This window comes from Streptomyces spinosus (assembly GCF_020400655.1).
Taxonomy (GTDB): Bacteria; Actinomycetota; Actinomycetes; order Streptomycetales; family Streptomycetaceae; genus Streptomyces; species Streptomyces argyrophylli.
On record NZ_JAINRC010000010.1, the window covers coordinates 210,041 to 225,354 of the forward strand.

Below are 15,314 nucleotides of genomic sequence, written 5' to 3' on the forward strand. Positions count from 1 at the left end.
CATGACGACCACCGAGGACCCGACCCGGGTCACGGGGCGCAAGCCCGCGCAGATCGTGGACATGTCCTGGGACCCGATCACCCGGATCATCGGGAACCTCGGCATCTACACGAAGATCGACTTCGCCAACCAGGAAGTCGTGGAGTGCCACAGCACCTCGTCGCTCTTCCGGGGCTACTCGGTGTTCATGAAGGGCAAGGACCCGCGCGACGCCGGGTTCATCACCTCCCGGATCTGCGGCATCTGCGGCGACAACCACACCACGTGCTCCAACTACGCCCAGCAGATGGCCTACGGCGTCAAGCCGCCGCGGATGGCCGAGCAGATCACCAACCTGGGCGAAGCGGCCGAGTACATGTTCGACCACACGCTCTTCCAGGACAACCTGGTCTTCGTGGACTTCTGCGAGGCGATGGTCAAGGCGACCAACCCCGGTGTGCTGGCCCGCGCCGAGCGCACCGACGCGCCCCGCGGCGACATCCACGGCTACCGGACGATCGCCGACATCATGCGGGCCTTCAATCCCTTCGAGGGCGAGGTCTACAAGGAGGCGCTGAAGGTCAGCCGGGTGACCCGGGAGATGTTCTGCCTGATGGAGGGGCGGCACGTCCACCCCTCCACGCTGTACCCGGGCGGCGTCGGCACGATGCCGCAGCCGAACACCTTCACCGACTACCTCGCCCGGCTGATGCGCGTCATCGACTTCGTGAAGAAGGCGGTGGCGATGAACGACGACGTCTTCGACTTCTTCTACGAGGCCCTGCCGGGCTACGAGGAGGTCGGCAGGCGCCGCGTCATGCTGGGCTGCTGGGGCGCCTGGCAGAACCCGGACGTGGTCGACTACCGGTACGAGAACATGAACCGCTGGGGCAAGGCGATGTACGTCACCCCCGGCATCATCGTGGACGGCAAGCTCGTCACCAACAACCTGATCGACATCAACCTCGGCCTGCGCGTCCTGCTGGGCAGCTCCTTCTACGACGACTGGGTCAACGAGCGGCCGTTCGTCACCCACGACCCGCTCGGCAACCCCGTCGACATGCGGCACCCCTGGAACCAGACCACCGTCCCGGTGCCGCAGAAACGGGACTTCGCCGGCAACTACAGCTGGGTGATGAGCCCGCGCTGGTACCACCCCGAGACCGGTCAGCACCTGGCGCTGGACACCGGCGGCGGCCCGCTCGCCCGGCTGTGGTCGACCGCGCTGAGCGCCCTGGTCGACACGCCGTACGTCAAGGCCACCGGCGACAGCGTGCGCATCTCCCTGCCCCGGGGGGAGGAACTGCCGGAGACCACCCTGGAGTGGCGCATCCCCAAGTGGAGCAACACCATCGAACGGGACCGCGCCCGGCCCTACTTCGTCGCCTACGCCGCCGCCATGGCCCTGCAGTTCCTGGAGGAGTCGATGGAGCTGCTGCGGGCCGGCGAGACGAAGATCTTCGAGAACTACGAGGTGCCGGACGAGGCGATCGGCTGCGGCTTCCACGAGGCGGTGCGCGGTGTCCTCTCGCACCACCTGGTGATCAGGGACCAGAAGATCGCCAACTACCACCCGTACCCGCCGACCCCGTGGAACGCCAGCCCGCGCGACATCTACGGCACCCCGGGCCCGTACGAGGACGCCGTCCAGGGCCAGCCGATCTTCGAGGAGAACGGTCCCGACGACTTCAAGGGCGTCGACATCATGCGCACCGTGCGCAGCTTCGACCCCTGTCTGCCGTGCGGAGTGCACATGTACATGGGCAAGGGCAGGACGCTCACCACCGTGCACTCGCCGACGTACGGGGCGAACCATGGCTGACGCCGGCCGGCTCGCGGACGCGGCGGTCGAGGCGCGGCTGGCCCGGCTGGACGAGCTGCTGGCCGGGCTGGAGTCCGCGCCCGGCCCCGCGGCGGGCAACGCCGTCGAGGCCGTGCGCCTGCTGACCGAGGTGTACGGCGAGGCCCTGGCCCGGGTGCTCGACGTGACCGGTGGACAGCCCGCCGGGCGGCTGGCCGACGACGAGCTGCTGGGTCATCTGCTGGTGCTGCACGGACTGCACCCCGAGCCGCCCGCGCGGCGGGCCGAGCGCGCCGTGGACCGGCTGCGGCCGGCGGTGCGCGAGCGCGGCGGCGACGTCGAACTGGTCGGCGTCGACGGGCAGGTGGCCCGGGTGCGGGTCACCGAGGCGGGTGGCTGCGGGTCCGGCTGCGGCGGCGGGCCGACGGTCGCCGACGCCGTGCGGGAGGCCGTGCTCGCGGCCGCCCCCGAGCTGACGGCGGTCGAGCAGCTGACCGCGCCGTCCGCGCCCGCCTTCGTACCGCTGGAGTCGCTGCTGGTGCGGGAGGCGCGGTGAGGGCGGATGGTGCGCTGGCCCGGGTCATCCGCTCGGCCGGCGAGCGGGACGGCCCGGAGCGGTGCGACCTGTGCGCACAGGCCGTGCCGGAGGAGCACCGCCATCTGTACGCCGCCGACCGCGAGGAGCTGCTGTGCGCCTGCGGGGCCTGTGCGGTGCTGTTCGCGGGCGACGGTGCGGGCGGCGGCCGGTACCTGCTGGTGCCGGGCCGCCGGGTCCGGCTGGCCCCGGTGGACACCGGGCCGCTCGGGGTGCCGGTCGGGCTGGTGTTCTTCGTGCCGCGCGCGGACGGCACGGTCACCGCGCAGGGGCCGAGCCCGGCCGGGGCGATGCGCTGGGAGGTGGAGGCGGACCGCTGGACGCGGATGTGCGCCGCGTGTCCTGCGCTGGCGACCATGGCACCCGAGGTGGAGGCTCTGTTGGTGAACACCGTGCGGGGCATGGACCACCACTGGATCGTGCCGGTGGACGACTGCTTCCGGATGGTCGCGCTGGTCCGCCGCGAGTGGCGCGGCCTCGCCGGAGGCGGCCGGGTCTGGCCGGCCGTGGAGCGGTTCTTCGCGGAGCTCACCGAGCGGCCGTGAGGGCCCGGCAGGGAAGGAGAACACCGATGAACGCCATCCGAGTGGGCCGCCCCCAGGCGAAGCCCGACACACCGGTCCATGTGCGCGGGCTGCACCAGGGCAACAGGGGCCCGAACAAGCGTCAGACCGGACACCACGAGGACGGCACGTCCGACGCGCGCCGTTCCACCGGGATCCACTGGAAGCGGCACGACGCCATCATGAAGATCATGCCGAACATCTCACCGGGATGAGGACAGGATGAGACTGCACAAGGGCATCGCGACGAGGAGGCGGCCGCGGGACACGGCGGCCGGGCCGGTGCGAACGGGAACGACGGCGCGACGCGTGCTGATCGCACAGGGTGCCGCGCTCGGCGCCCTCACGCTCGGGCTGCTCGTCCTCGAACTCCCCGGCATCGTCCGCGAGGTGCGCATCTGGCGCATGGTCAACCTGCGGTCCGGCGCCCGTCGTCCGCGCTGAGCCGGCCGTGCACGAGTTGTCGATCGCGACCGCGATCGTGGAACAGGCGGCGGAGATCGCCCGCGCGGACGGCGCGACCGGTGTGGCCTCGGTGACCGTCCGGGTCGGGGAGCTGGCCGGTGTCGTGCCGGACGCGCTGCACTTCGCCTTCGAGGTGGCCCGCGACGGCACGGCGCTCTCCGGGGCCCGGCTGGTCGTGGAGCGGGTGACGGCGCGGGCCTGGTGCGGCGGGTGTGCCGAGGAGTTCGCGCTCGGCATGCCGCCGTTCTTCTGGTGCCCGCGCTGCGACCGGCCCTCGCAGGAGCTGCGCGGCGGACGGGAGCTGGAGATCACGGACGTGGAGGCGGTCCCGGCCCCGGCCTGACGGCGGGGCCGGGGGCTCTCTCAGCAGATCCGGGGCAGCTGCTCGCCCAGCGGCAGGTCCAGCACGCGGGTGCCGCCCAGAGCTGTGGCGACGACGACCATGCCGGGGTGGTCCGCGACGCACTCGCCGATGTGGGCGGCGCCGGTGCCCCGCGGGTGGGCGCGCATGGCCGCCAGGACGGCCTCGGCGTGCTCGGCCGGCACGAAGGCGACGAGCCGGCCCTCGTTGGCGACGTACAGCGGGTCGAGGCCCAGGAAGCCGCACGCGTTCGCGACCTCGTCCGGGACCGGCACGGCCCGCTCGCGCAGCCGTACGCCGGTGCCGGAGGCGCGGGCGATCTCGTTGAGGGACGCGCCGAGCCCGCCCCGGGTGGGGTCGCGCAGCACGTGGAGGTCCGGGGTGACCGCCAGCATGGCCGCCACCAGGTCCGCGAGCGGTGCGGTGTCGGAGGTGATCTCGACGCCGAACTCCAGGCCCTCGCGGACGCTCAGGACGGCCACCCCGTGCAGGCCGATCGGCCCGCTGACGAGGACGGCGTCGCCCGGCCGGGCGCGCTGCGGGCGGATGTCGACTCCCTCGGGGACGAGGCCGACGCCGGCGGTGGTGACGTAGACGCCGTCGCCGTGCCCTGACTCGACCACCTTGGTGTCGCCGGTGGCGATGGTGACGCCGGCGGCCCGGGCCGCGTCGCCCATGGCGCGGGCTACGCGCTCGACCACGGCCAGTTCCACGCCCTCCTCCAGGATGAAGGCCGCGGACAGGTGGGTAGGCCGGGCGCCGCTCATCGCCAGGTCGTTGACCGTGCCGTTGACGGCGAGGTCGCCGAGGCAGCCGCCGGGGAAGAACAGCGGGCGTACGACGTAGGAGTCGGTGGAGAAGGCCAGGCGGGCGCCGCCGAGGCCGAGGACGGCCGAGTCGGTGAGCGCCGCGAGCGTGGGATTGCCGTAGGCGGGGGCGAAGACCTGCTCGATCAGTTCCGCCGACAGGGCGCCGCCTCCGCCGTGGCCCATGACGACGACCGGCTGGTCGCGCAGGGGTGCGGGGCAGGTCCAGTTCGCGGGGTCGACGGGCGCGGTGTCCGGGGTGGCGAGGTCAGCCAACGGGGTTCACCTCCTCGCGCGGGATGCGGGCTCCCTGTGGTGCCGGGCTGTCGGTCATCCTGCGGTACAGGTAGTAGGCCGCGCAGGCGCCCTCGTTGGAGACCATGGTGGCGCCGAGCGGGGTGCGTGGGGTGCAGGCCGTGCCGAACGCGGCGCACTCGGTGGGCTTGATGAGCCCTTGCAGGACGTCGCCGGCCCGGCACACGGCGGGTTCCTCGGTGCGGATGCCGGTGACGTCGAAGCGGTGTTCGGCGTCGTAGGCGCGGAAGGCGTCGGACAGCCGCCAGCCGCTGGCCGGGATGCGGCCGATGCCACGCCAGTTGCGGTCGGTGACCTCGAAGACCTCCTCGATCATGCGGACGGCCGCCGGGTTGCCCTGGTCGCGCACGGCGCGGGGGTAGGCGTTCTCCACCCGGTGCTCGCCGCGCTCCAGCTGGTGGACGGCGCGCCGGACGCCTTCGAGGATGTCGAGTGGTTCGAAGCCGGTGACGACGATCGAGACGCGGTGCCGCTCGGCGAGGTCCGGGTACTCGGCGGTGCCCATCACGCTGCACACGTGCCCGGCGGCGAGGAAGCCCTGCACCCGGCAGGCGGGGGCGGCCATGATGGCCTCGATCGCCGGGGGGACCCGGACGTGGGACACCAGCAGGCTGAAGTTGGCCAGGCCCAGGCGGCGGGCCTGGTGGACGGCCATGGCGTTGGCGGGAGCGGTCGTCTCGAAGCCGATGGCGAAGAACACGACCTGCCGGTCGGGGAGCCTGCGGGCCAGCTCCACGGCGTCCAGCGGTGAGTAGACGACCCGTACGTCACCCCCCTCGCCCTTGACCCGGAACAGGTCCCGGCCGGTGCCGGGCACGCGCAGCATGTCCCCGAAGGAGCAGAAGACGACGTCGGGGCGCGCGGCGATCTCCAGGGCCTTGTCGATGACGTCGAGGGGCGTCACGCACACCGGGCAGCCCGGGCCGTGGATCAACTCCACCTGCTCGGGCAGGAGTTGGTCGATTCCGTGGCGGATGATGGAGTGGGTCTGGCCGCCACAGACCTCCATCAGGGCCCAGGGCCGGGTGACCGTGGCGTGGATCTCGTCCAGCAGCCGCCGCGCCAGAGCGGGGTCGTTGAACTCGTCGATGTACTTCACCGTGCCTCCGTCCCGCTCTCCTGCCGTGCCGCCTGCTCCCAGGCGTCGCCGAACTCCTCCTCCAGCAGTCCCAGCTGGCCGAACAGCTCCAGGGACGCGCGGGCCGACTCCTCGTCGAGGCGCTGGAGCGCGAAGCCGACGTGGACGATGACGTACTCCCCCACCCGGATGTCGGGCAGGTACTCCAGGCAGGCCTGTTTCTGTACGCCGCCGAAGTCGATCAGGCCGGTGAGCGGGTCGGCACGGTGGTCGATGGACACGACCTTGCCGGGCACTGCCAGACACATGGGTCACTCCGTCTCGTGGTGGACTGCTGTTCCCGCGACCATCAGCTGGCCGAGTGCCAGACCGCCGTCGTTCGGGGGGACTTCGCCGTGCCGCAGGACGGTGAGGCCGGCCGTGGTGAGCAGCGCGGCGGTCTCCTCCTCCAGCAGGGCGTTGGCGAAGACACCGCCGGTCAGGGCGACGGTGGTGAGACCGGTCTCCGCCCGGGTTCGGCGGCAGAGCCGCGCCACCGCCCGGGCGACGCCCCGGTGGAAGCGGGCGGCCAGGACGGGTACGGGCGTGTGGCGGGCCCGGTCGTGCAGCAGGGCGCGCAGGGCGGGGGCCGGGTTCATCTCCCAGGCGGGGGCCGCCGGTCGCGGGCCGGGCGGCCGGCGCCACGGGGTGCCGGTCCCGCCGCCGGGGAGGGAGGTGAGGTCGAACGGGTAGGCGCCGGTGTCCGTGTCCCAGGCCCGCAGCGCCGCCGCCTCCAGTTCCAGCGCCGCCTGCGCCTCGTAACCGGCGCGGTGGCACAGCCCCACGAGGGACGACACGGCGTCGAAGAGCCGTCCCATGCCGGAGGTCGGCACACAGGCCAGTCCGCGCGCCAACTGCCGGCGCAGTACGGTGAGTTCGGTCGCCGTGCACGCCTGGACACTCGGCAGCGCGGGGTCCCAGGGCAGTCCCGCCGCCCACAGCCGGGCCAGCGCCAGCCGGCAGGGGTTGGCGACGCCGGTGTCGCCGCCGGGCAGCGGGGCGGGGGTGAGACGGGCGAGGCGGCGGTAGCCGGTGTAGTCGGCGAGCAGGATCTCGCCGCCCCACACCGTGCCGTCGTCGCCGTACCCGGTGCCGTCGAAGGCGACGCCGATCACGGGTGTGCGGCCGTCGAGACCGTGTTCGGCCATCGCCGAGGCGATGTGGGCGTGGTGGTGCTGGACCAGCACCGGTTCGCCGAGGCCGAGGCGGGCGGCCCGGCGGGTCGAGTGGTAGCCGGGGTGGCGGTCGGCGGCCGCCAGCCGGGGGGTGACTCCGGTGAGGGCGGTGAGGTGCCGTTCGGCGCGTTCCGCGGCGGCGAGGCCGGCCAGGTCGGCGAGGTCGCCGATGTGCGGCCCGAACCAGGCCTGGTCGCCCTCCCCCAGGCACAGCGCGTTCTTCAGGTCGCCGCCGGTGGCGAGCGTGGGGCGGACCGGGAGCGGGAGGCGCAGCGGGCGGGGGACGTAGCCGCGGGAGCGCCGCAGGACCTGTTCGGTGCCGTCGGGGCGGACGCGCAGCAGGGAGTCGTCGCAGGGCGAGGCGATGGGCCGGTCGTGGGTGAGCCAGGCGTCGGCGAGTCCGGCCAGCCGGGTCAGCGCCTCGGCGTCGTCGGTGACGATGGGCTCGCCGGAGCGGTTGCCGCTGGTCATGACCAGGGCCCGGGGGCCGGGCGGGTCGCCGGGCAGGCCGAGGAGGAGGGTGTGCACGGGGGTGTAGGGCAGCAGCAGGCCCACGTGCGGGCTGCCCGGGCAGACCTGGTCGGCGAGGCGGAGACCGTCCGGGGATGTGCGGCGGCGCAGCAGGACGATGGGGCGGCGGGCGCTGGTGAGCGCGGCCCGTTCGGCGGCGCAGAGCACCGCGAGGCGTTCCGCCGTCTCCAGGTCGGCGCACATCACGGCGAACGCCTTCTCGCCGCGCTCCTTGCGGCGGCGCAGGGTGGCGACGGCCCGCGCGTCGGTCGCGTCGCAGGCCAGGTGGTAGCCGCCGACGCCCTTGACGGCGACGACGCGCCCGGCGGCGAGCAGTGCCCGGGCCGTCGCGAGGGCCTCCGCGTCCCGGGCCGGGCGGACGCCGAGGCCCGCGACGGGGACGAGGGAGAGGCGCGGGCCGCAGTCGGGGCAGGCGACGGGCTGGGCGTGGAAGCGCCGGTCGGCCGGGTCGCCGTACTCGCGGGCGCAGGCGGGGCACATCGGGAAGCCGGCCATGGTGGTGACGGGCCGGTCGTACGGCATCCCGGTGGCGATGGTGAAGCGGGGGCCGCAGTGGGTGCAGGTGACGAAGGGGTGGCGGTGCCGCCGGTCGTCCGGGGCGGCGAGTTCGCGCAGGCAGTCGGCGCAGGTCGCGGTGTCGGGCGGGAGCTGGGTGCGGCCCGGGGAGTGTGCGGTGGGGCGGATGGTGAAGGGGCCGGTGGCGCCGGTGGCGGGGACGTCCTCGCTGCCGACGCCGGTCACGGTCGCGAGCGGGGGCGGCTGCTCGGTCAGCCGGACGGCGAACCGGTCCACGTCGTCCGGCGGACCCTCGACCTCGATGAGGACGCCGTCCGCGGTGTTGCTCACGAACCCGGTCAGCGCGAGCCCGGCGGCCAGCCGGTGCACGTACGGCCGGAAGCCGACGCCCTGGACCGTGCCGCGCACCGTGATCCGGCGGCGGACCGGGCGGGTGACGGGCGCGGTCACGAGGCGGGGGCGGAGGCCGGGTGGTGGTGCGGGTGCGGGGCGAGCGGCGGGCGGTGCGGCACGGCGCCGTCGCGGGCGGCGAGGGCGCGGTCGAGGAGGGCGCCGACGCCGGTGCCGGTGCGGGCGCAGGACCGGATGATCTCCACGCCCGGATTGACCTGGTGCACGTTCTCGTGGAAGAGGCTCTCGTCGAAGCCGGCCGGTCCGGCCAGGTCGGTCTTGGTGATCACGACGAGGTGCGCGGAGCCGAACGCGGTCGGGTACTTCAGCGGCTTGTCCTCGCCCTCGGTGACCGCCATCAGCACGATCCGCAGGGTCTCCCCGAGGTCGTAGGCGGCCGGGCAGACCAGGTTGCCGACGTTCTCCACGAAGAGCACGGAGGTGTCCGGCGGCAGCCAGCCGCTGAGCCGGGCGCCGACCTGGCGGGCCTCCAGGTGGCACAGGCCGTCGGTGAGCAGCTGCTGGACGGGCGCGCCGGACCGGGCGAGCCGGACGGCGTCGTTCTCGGTGGCGAGGTCCGCGGTGAGCGCGGCCACCGGGACGCCCCGCTCCCCGGCGCGGGCCAGGACCCGGGCGAGGAGTTCGGTCTTGCCGCTGCCCGGGCTGGACAGCAGGTTGACGAGGGTGACGCCCTGCCGGGCGAGGTCGTCGCGCAGGCTCGCGGCCAGGCCGTCGTTCTTCGCCAGCACGGCCTGTTTGACGTCGGACCGGCACATGGGCGGTGCTCCTCGGGTGCGGTGGTGCCCGGGCCGCGTGCGGTGCGGCCCGGGGGTGTCACCGATCTTGGGCCGCGCCGGGCGCCGTGCCGGGCAGCGCAGCCGAGTGCGGGGTGTCGGATTCCACCGGGCAGCCCAACGGGGGCAGGGGTCCGGCGGGGTCGGTGAGGAGGGCGGGGACGAGCGCGTGCAGCGCGTCGACGGCCCGGTCGACGGCCTCCCGCACCGGCGCGCTGAGACCGGGCAGGAGGTCGTCGTCGTCCGGCAGGGCGCCGGGTTCGCAGGCGAGGACGAGGACCCGGGGCAGGGGTTCGTCACCCAGGTGGGCGGCCAGGGCCAGCACCTTCGCCGGGTCCATGCCGTGGGCTTCGGGCGCGACGGTCCCGTCGGGGGGTTCGGCCTCGATGAGGGAGAGGGTGCCGGGGCGGTGTCCGCGGGGGGCCGCGTCGACGAGGAGGGCGGTGGCGCAGCCGGACAGCAGGTCGTAGGCGAGGTCCAGGCCGCGGATGCCGTAGTCGTGGACCCGTGCCCCGGCGGGCAGCGGGCGCTGGTCCAGTGCCCGGATCACCTCGGGGCCGAAGGCGTCGTCGCCGAGGAAGATGTTGCCGACGCCGGCCACCAGCAGGCGCGCCGTCACCGGGTGCCCGCGGCGGCCGGGGCGAGGGGCCGGGCGGAGCCGCCCGGCGTCTTGCGGACGAAGGCCGAGCGCAGGGCGTGGTAAGGGGCCCCGGGGTCGAAGAAGAGGGCGTGCATACGGGCCAGTTCCGCCTCCCGGTACCGGGCCAGGGGCCGGTCCCGCTCGTCGGCGGCGCGGGCCGCGGCCTTGGTGGCGATCCGCCGGTCCAGGTCCCCGGCGGCGGCGAGCCCCGTCGCCAGTCGCTCCACCTCGCCGGCGAAGTCCCGCGGCGCGGCCGGCACCAGCCGGTCCACGAGGCCGAGCCGTGCGGCGGTGGGGGCGCTGACCGGCAGGGCCCGCATCGTCAGCCGCTCGGCCTGCTCCGGGCCGACCCGGCGCGGCAGGGTGTACGTCCAGAACTCGGAGCCGTACAGGCCCATGCGCCGGTAGTGCGGGTTGAGGACGACGCCGGTGCGGCACCACACCTCGTCGGCGGCGAGGGCCAGCATGGCGCCGCCGGCCGCCGCGTTGCCGCCGAGGGCGGCGACCACCAGGCGGTCGGTGGTGCGCAGCACGGCCTCCACGAGGTCGTCCATGGCGTTGAGGTTGGTCCAGGATTCCTGGGCCGGGTCGGGGGCCGCCTCGATGACGTTCAGGTGGATGCCGTTGGAGAAGAAGTCGCGGGTGCCGCCGAGGACGAGGACGCGGGTGGGGCGGGTGAGCGCCTCGGTGTACGCGGCGAGCAGTCTGCGGCACTGGTCGGTGCTCATCGCGCCGCCCGGGAAGGAGAAGGCGAGGAAGCCGGTGTCGCCGCGCTGCCGGTAGCGGATGTCGGTCCAGGTGCGCCGGCCGGGCGGCAGCTCCAGCGGTGCGGGGACCTCCGGGAGGGCGGGGCCGGACCGGTACCCGGCGAGGACGGAGGCGGCCGGGCGGCGGAAGGGCGCCGGGTCGCCGGAGCTCTTGCGGGGGCGCAGTTCCGGGATCCAGACCGCGCCGTCGCGGGTGGCCCGGCAGACGGCGCCCGCGCGCTGGGCCAGCAGGGTGCCGGGGCGGCCGCGCAGTTCGTCCTCGGGGTGCCCGCCGTGCAGGAACACCTCGCGGCCGAGGAGTTCGTCCAGGACACCGGGCTGGGAGTCGGCGCCGCGCAGCTTGCGCAGGACCGTGCCGGTGTCGTCGCGCTCCCAGTCGATCCGCCGCCGCTCCTGCCGGAAGGTGTCCCGCCAGACGACGGTGACCGACTCGTCGGTCTGCGGCTGCGGCTTGTACCCGCCGTCGGCGTAGCGCCGTACGGCCGTCAGGACGGCGGTGACGGCGGCGTCGGAGGCCTCGTTGCGGTACAGGTCGCTCTTGCCGACGGGGGGCACGGGGAACGGCTCGGCCGCCCAGACCGGGCCCGCGTCCATCGCCGCCTCGGCCTGGAGCACGGTCACGCCCCACTGCCCGGCCCCTTCGGCGACGGCCCAGTCCAGCGAGGACGGGCCCCGGTCGCCCGGCGGGCCGGGGTGCACGATCAGGCAGGTCCGCTCCCGCCACACGTCCTCCGGCAGGGCGGTCCGGAGCATCGGCGCGATGATCAGGTCGGGGCGCAGCTCGCGCACGGCGGCCCGGACCGGGTCGGGGCCGTGCGCGGCGAGCACGACGTCCAGCTGGTGCCCGAGGTCCGACAGTTCGGCGTACAGGCGCTGGGAGAGGCTGTTGAACGCGCTGGCGACGAGCAGGATGTCCATGTCACGGCATGGTCGCCGCTCGCGCGGGCGCCGGGAAGTACCGCTGCGGCGTTTCACCGGCCCGGCTCAGGTCTCTTCCTCCATCCGGATCGCGTTGCGCAGATCCTCGAAGGCCTGGCTGCGGTTGTCCTGGTGGGCCTCCAGCAGCGCGGCGGCGATCGCGTCGAGCTTGCGCTGGATCGCGTGTTCGGCGCGCATCTCGGAGTTCTTCAGCAGGGCCAGCAGCAGCAGGGTGACGGCCGTCATGGAATCGCCCGCGAGGAGCAGCACCTCAGGCGGCAGGTGGGCGACGTGGGAGGCGACGAAGAAGCTGACGAGGCTGAGACAGAGCAGGAAGAACAGTGGTGAACTGGTGAAGTTCGAGGCGTACTCGGCGAGCTGCTCGAACCGGCCGCGGCGCGGGCCGCCGCGGTGGACGGGGTTCTTGAACGTCATGGCCGAGCCTTTCCCGCGCAGGGCGGCTGACGCGTCAGCTCCGCGGTACCCCTGTGGGGGCGTACGACACCGGGGCCCGGCCGGGTGCCGTGCCGTGGGGGCATACGACACCGGGGCCCGGCCGGGTGCCGTGCCGTGCCACGGGCCGGGCCCGCCGTCTCAGGCCGCGAGGCTCTCCCCGGGCGCCAGGCGGTCCACGAGCTGGTCGTGGTGCAGCTCGGCCACCGGCCACACCAGGTCGGGGTGGCGGAGCAGGGCCGCCGCGCTGCGGTCGCCGTCGTCGGGGGCGAGCAGCCGGCGGAACTCGACCGGCGTCACCGCGTGCTCGCTCCCGGCGAGTGCGGCGACGGCCAGGACGGCCAGCGCGGGGTCGGTCAGCAGGGCTGCGGCCCAGCTGGCCACGACCTCGTCCACCCAGGTGCGCCAGGCCCAGTCCTCGGCCGGGTGCTCGCCGGTCCGCTCGGCGCCGGCGATCCAGTCGAGGCGGGCCGCGCCCCCGGGGCCCGCCATGGCGACCAGGCCGGCGTCGATCGCCGTGGGGTAGCGCAGCCAGGCGGCGACCGTCACCGCCTGCCGGGCCTGCGCCTCGCACAGCGCGGAGGCCAGCGCGCCGCCGCACGGCGGGTAGGCGACCGTCAGCCAGCGTGCGGTCGCGGCTATCAGGGGGGACAGATCAGTGAGCACAGCCGGGCCGTCCGAGGTGCGAAGGGGTACAGGGCTCCTCGCAACGGTAGCCCGGCGCCGGTCACGGCCGGGAGGGGGTGCGTACCAGGTCATATGTGACCTGACCCACTCACACGGAGCACCCTCACGCACCGGCCGCCGGCAGGCCTCTCGCCCCTGCACAGGGAGCACCCACTCGCGCCTCGCGCCCTCACCGGCGACACCGCGCGCCGGCGCGCCCCCGCCCCGGGTGGGCCGCCCCTCGCCTCACCCACGCGCCGGGAACACCCACCCGCACCCACGCGCCGACCGGTGGGCACCCCGCCCCGCGCAATCGCCGGGAACAGCCGTCCGCGCCTCACGCACGCACCGGGAGAACCGGCGCGCCGGTGCGCCCGCTCACCGGGAGGGCCCATGCCGCGCCTCACCCACGCGCCGGGCGCACCCGCCGGGTGCACCCCGCCCCACCCCTCAGCCGAAGCGTCCGCACTCCGGTGCGCGGCTTCACCGGGAGGGCCCGCGACCCGGTGCGCACGCCGTGTGCGGGCGTGTCGCCTCCTTCGGCGGGCGTTCCCGGAGGGCGCCGTAGGCGATGAAGTAGGCGGGGACGCGGCGCAGCCACGGCGCGCCGCCGAGCAGGGCCGCGAGGCGCCGGGCGCGCTCCGCGCCTCCCAGGGGCGGCCGGCCGTTCAGGACCGGAGCGATGACGCGGGCGTGGGCCGCCCGCTGCAGTGCCTGGGTGACGACCGTGGCGGGACGGCGACGGCGCTGCACGGCGCGGACGTCGCGCAGCCCCACGGTGCCGCGGCGCAGGGGCCCGACCAGGTGGCGCGCGGTGGCCACGGCGTCCTGTACAGCGAGGTTGATCCCGATGCCGAAGACCGGGGACATGGCGTGCGCGGCGTCGCCGATGCACAGCAGACCGGGGCGGTGCCAGCGGCGCAGCCGGTCCAGGTGGACGTCGAGGAGCTTGACGTCGTCCCAGGAGCGCAGGGCGTGCGTCCGGCCGGCGATCCAGGGGACGGCGTCGGCGTAGGCGGCCAGGAAACGGTCCAGGCCGGCGGCGCGGCGCTCGGCGTCGGTGCCCTTGGGGATGAGCGCGGCGCACTGCCAGTAGTCACCGCGGTCGATCATCGCGGTGAGGAAGCCCTCGCCGGCGCCGCCGACGAGCCCGCTCGGGTCGTCCTCGCGCCGCGGCAGGCGGAACCACCAGGCGTCCATCGGGCAGGCGAAGCGGCGCAGGCCCAGTTCGGGGAGCGCGCGGGCCAGTGATCCGCGGCCGTCGCAGGCGACGGTGAGGAGGGCGCGCAGTTCGCCGGTGCGGCCGTCGCGGCCGCGGTAGCGCACCCCGGTGACCCGTCCGGACTCGACGACGAGGGAGGTGGCCTCCGTGTTCGTCCTCAGTTCGAAGGACGGCTCGCGGCGGGCCTGGTCGGCGAGGAGGTCGAGCAGGTCCCACTGGGGCACCATCGCCACGTAGTTGTGGGGCCCGGGCAGTGCGGAGAGGTCCGCCACGGTGACCGGCGAGCGGCCGGCGCCCAGCGGGAACTGCAGGGTGCGGACCCGGCGCTGCGGAAGCCGGGCGAACTCCCCGGCCAGGCCGAGGTCGTCCAGCAGCCCCAGGGTCGACGGGTGGACGGTGTCGCCGCGGAAGTCGCGCAGGAAGTCGGCGTGCTTCTCCAGGACGGTCACCGCGATCCCGGCACGGGCCAGCAGCAGGGCGAGCACCATGCCCGCGGGGCCGCCGCCGACGACACAGCAGGTGGTCTTCTCCATGGCGGTCCTGCCCTTCTTCTCGAGAGCGGACGAGACTCGAGAGCAGTACGAGAACAGTGAGCGGCTCATTAATTCATCATTTGGTGAATAGGGTACTCCCCCGCGGGCCGGAACGTCACGTGTCGCCGCGGTGGACGGGGGAACCCGTTGCGCGCCTTGAGCAGACTGGAGACGCACGGGGAGGCCGGGAGGTCGCATGGCCACGGACGCCGCACGCTACGACGACCAGGGCGAGGTACCGCTGGGAGGCTACGCCGTCCTCGCCTCCGTGTTCCTGGCGGGCACCGGCGCCTTCGCGCTGCTGGCCCGGCGCCGGGGTGTCCGCCTGCCGCAGCAGGTGCCGCCCTGGGACGTCGCGCTGCTGGGCGCCGCCGCGTACAAGACGTCGCGGGTCCTGGCCAAGGACAAGATCACCAGCTTCCTGCGGGCGCCGTTCACCCGTCGCGCGGAAGAGGGCGAGGCGAGCGAGGTCATGGACGAGCCCCGTGGCGACGGGCTCCGGCGCGCGGTCGGCGACCTGGTGTCCTGCCCGTTCTGCGTCGCCGCCTGGACCACCGGCGCCCTGGTCTGCTCCTACGCGGCGGCACCCCGCTTCACCCGGCTGGTGTGCGGGGGCTTCGGCGCGCTGACCGTGGCGGACTGGCTGCAGTACGCGTGGACGTGGACCCAGCGGGCGGCGGAGAGCTGAGGCCGGCCGGCGGTGCCGC

Annotated in this window: 17 protein-coding genes; 7 read left to right on the forward strand and 10 right to left on the reverse strand. The window is 74.6% G+C overall.

The genetic code is table 11. The features are described 5' to 3' along the window. The first annotated feature begins 1 nt into the window (after nt 1). Genes LG395_RS20230 through hypA form a run of 6 tightly spaced genes read left to right on the forward strand, consistent with a single transcriptional unit; the run spans nt 2 to nt 3,746 of the window. A complete protein-coding gene (locus LG395_RS20230; protein WP_171159132.1) occupies nt 2-1,801 on the forward strand; it encodes a nickel-dependent hydrogenase large subunit in 1,800 nt (599 codons plus the stop codon). Beyond that, entirely contained in the window at nt 1,794-2,336 is a 543-nt protein-coding gene (locus LG395_RS20235) for a NifU-related iron-sulfur-binding protein (RefSeq protein ID WP_225810737.1), read from the forward strand. Before LG395_RS20230 ends, LG395_RS20235 begins: the two co-directional genes overlap by 8 nt. Then, nucleotides 2,333-2,920: a DUF5947 family protein gene (locus LG395_RS20240; RefSeq protein WP_225810738.1), complete on the forward strand. Its 588-nt coding sequence runs from the start codon at nt 2,333-2,335 to the stop codon at nt 2,918-2,920. Before LG395_RS20235 ends, LG395_RS20240 begins: the two co-directional genes overlap by 4 nt. Before the next feature lie 26 nt (nt 2,921-2,946). Then, nucleotides 2,947-3,153, forward strand: coding sequence for a hypothetical protein (locus tag LG395_RS20245; protein ID WP_171159129.1), 207 nt, complete (start codon nt 2,947-2,949; stop codon nt 3,151-3,153). Nucleotides 3,154-3,160: 7 nt separating this feature from the next. Continuing rightward, the gene (locus tag LG395_RS20250; RefSeq protein ID WP_171159128.1) at nt 3,161-3,382 is read left to right on the forward strand and encodes a hypothetical protein; all 222 of its coding nucleotides are present in this window, start codon (nt 3,161-3,163) and stop codon (nt 3,380-3,382) included. A gap of 7 nt (nt 3,383-3,389) precedes the next feature. Then, nucleotides 3,390-3,746: a hydrogenase maturation nickel metallochaperone HypA gene (gene hypA, locus LG395_RS20255; protein ID WP_171159127.1), complete on the forward strand. Its 357-nt coding sequence runs from the start codon at nt 3,390-3,392 to the stop codon at nt 3,744-3,746. A gap of 20 nt (nt 3,747-3,766) precedes the next feature. On the opposite strand, the gene hypE is transcribed toward hypA, so the two are convergent. From hypE to LG395_RS20305, 10 genes are all read right to left on the reverse strand, one after another. After that, nucleotides 3,767-4,846 (reverse strand): hydrogenase expression/formation protein HypE, encoded by a 1,080-nt coding sequence (gene hypE / locus LG395_RS20260; protein WP_308071280.1) that lies wholly within the window; start codon nt 4,844-4,846, stop codon nt 3,767-3,769. Beyond that, the gene (gene hypD, locus LG395_RS20265) at nt 4,839-5,984 is read right to left on the reverse strand and encodes a hydrogenase formation protein HypD (RefSeq protein WP_225810739.1); all 1,146 of its coding nucleotides are present in this window, start codon (nt 5,982-5,984) and stop codon (nt 4,839-4,841) included. Before hypD ends, hypE begins: the two co-directional genes overlap by 8 nt. Beyond that, nucleotides 5,981-6,271 (reverse strand): HypC/HybG/HupF family hydrogenase formation chaperone, encoded by a 291-nt coding sequence (locus LG395_RS20270; protein ID WP_171159125.1) that lies wholly within the window; start codon nt 6,269-6,271, stop codon nt 5,981-5,983. The genes hypD and LG395_RS20270 overlap by 4 nt, the downstream gene beginning before the upstream one ends. Nucleotides 6,272-6,274: 3 nt before the next feature. Continuing rightward, nucleotides 6,275-8,674, reverse strand: a complete 2,400-nt coding sequence (gene hypF / locus LG395_RS20275) for a carbamoyltransferase HypF (protein WP_225810740.1) — start codon at nt 8,672-8,674, stop codon at nt 6,275-6,277. Then, nucleotides 8,671-9,390: a hydrogenase nickel incorporation protein HypB gene (gene hypB, locus LG395_RS20280; protein ID WP_171159123.1), complete on the reverse strand. Its 720-nt coding sequence runs from the start codon at nt 9,388-9,390 to the stop codon at nt 8,671-8,673. The genes hypF and hypB overlap by 4 nt, the downstream gene beginning before the upstream one ends. A 58-nt stretch (nt 9,391-9,448) precedes the next feature. Continuing rightward, on the reverse strand, nt 9,449-10,027 hold the full coding sequence (locus tag LG395_RS20285; RefSeq protein WP_171159122.1) for a hydrogenase maturation protease: 579 nt from the start codon (nt 10,025-10,027) through the stop codon (nt 9,449-9,451). Next, the gene (locus LG395_RS20290) at nt 10,024-11,733 is read right to left on the reverse strand and encodes a hydrogenase maturation protein (RefSeq protein WP_225810741.1); all 1,710 of its coding nucleotides are present in this window, start codon (nt 11,731-11,733) and stop codon (nt 10,024-10,026) included. The genes LG395_RS20285 and LG395_RS20290 overlap by 4 nt, the downstream gene beginning before the upstream one ends. A gap of 66 nt (nt 11,734-11,799) precedes the next feature. Next, on the reverse strand, nt 11,800-12,168 hold the full coding sequence (locus LG395_RS20295; RefSeq protein WP_225810742.1) for a hypothetical protein: 369 nt from the start codon (nt 12,166-12,168) through the stop codon (nt 11,800-11,802). 159 nt (nt 12,169-12,327) lie between these two features. Further along, nucleotides 12,328-12,852: a hypothetical protein gene (locus tag LG395_RS20300; RefSeq protein ID WP_171159119.1), complete on the reverse strand. Its 525-nt coding sequence runs from the start codon at nt 12,850-12,852 to the stop codon at nt 12,328-12,330. 483 nt (nt 12,853-13,335) lie between these two features. Beyond that, nucleotides 13,336-14,607, reverse strand: a complete 1,272-nt coding sequence (locus tag LG395_RS20305) for an FAD-dependent oxidoreductase (protein ID WP_225810817.1) — start codon at nt 14,605-14,607, stop codon at nt 13,336-13,338. 196 nt (nt 14,608-14,803) lie between these two features. Here LG395_RS20305 and LG395_RS20310 point away from each other — a divergent pair, with 196 nt between their 5' ends. Further along, on the forward strand, nt 14,804-15,295 hold the full coding sequence (locus LG395_RS20310; protein WP_225810743.1) for a DUF1360 domain-containing protein: 492 nt from the start codon (nt 14,804-14,806) through the stop codon (nt 15,293-15,295). Nucleotides 15,296-15,314: the final 19 nt, after the last annotated feature.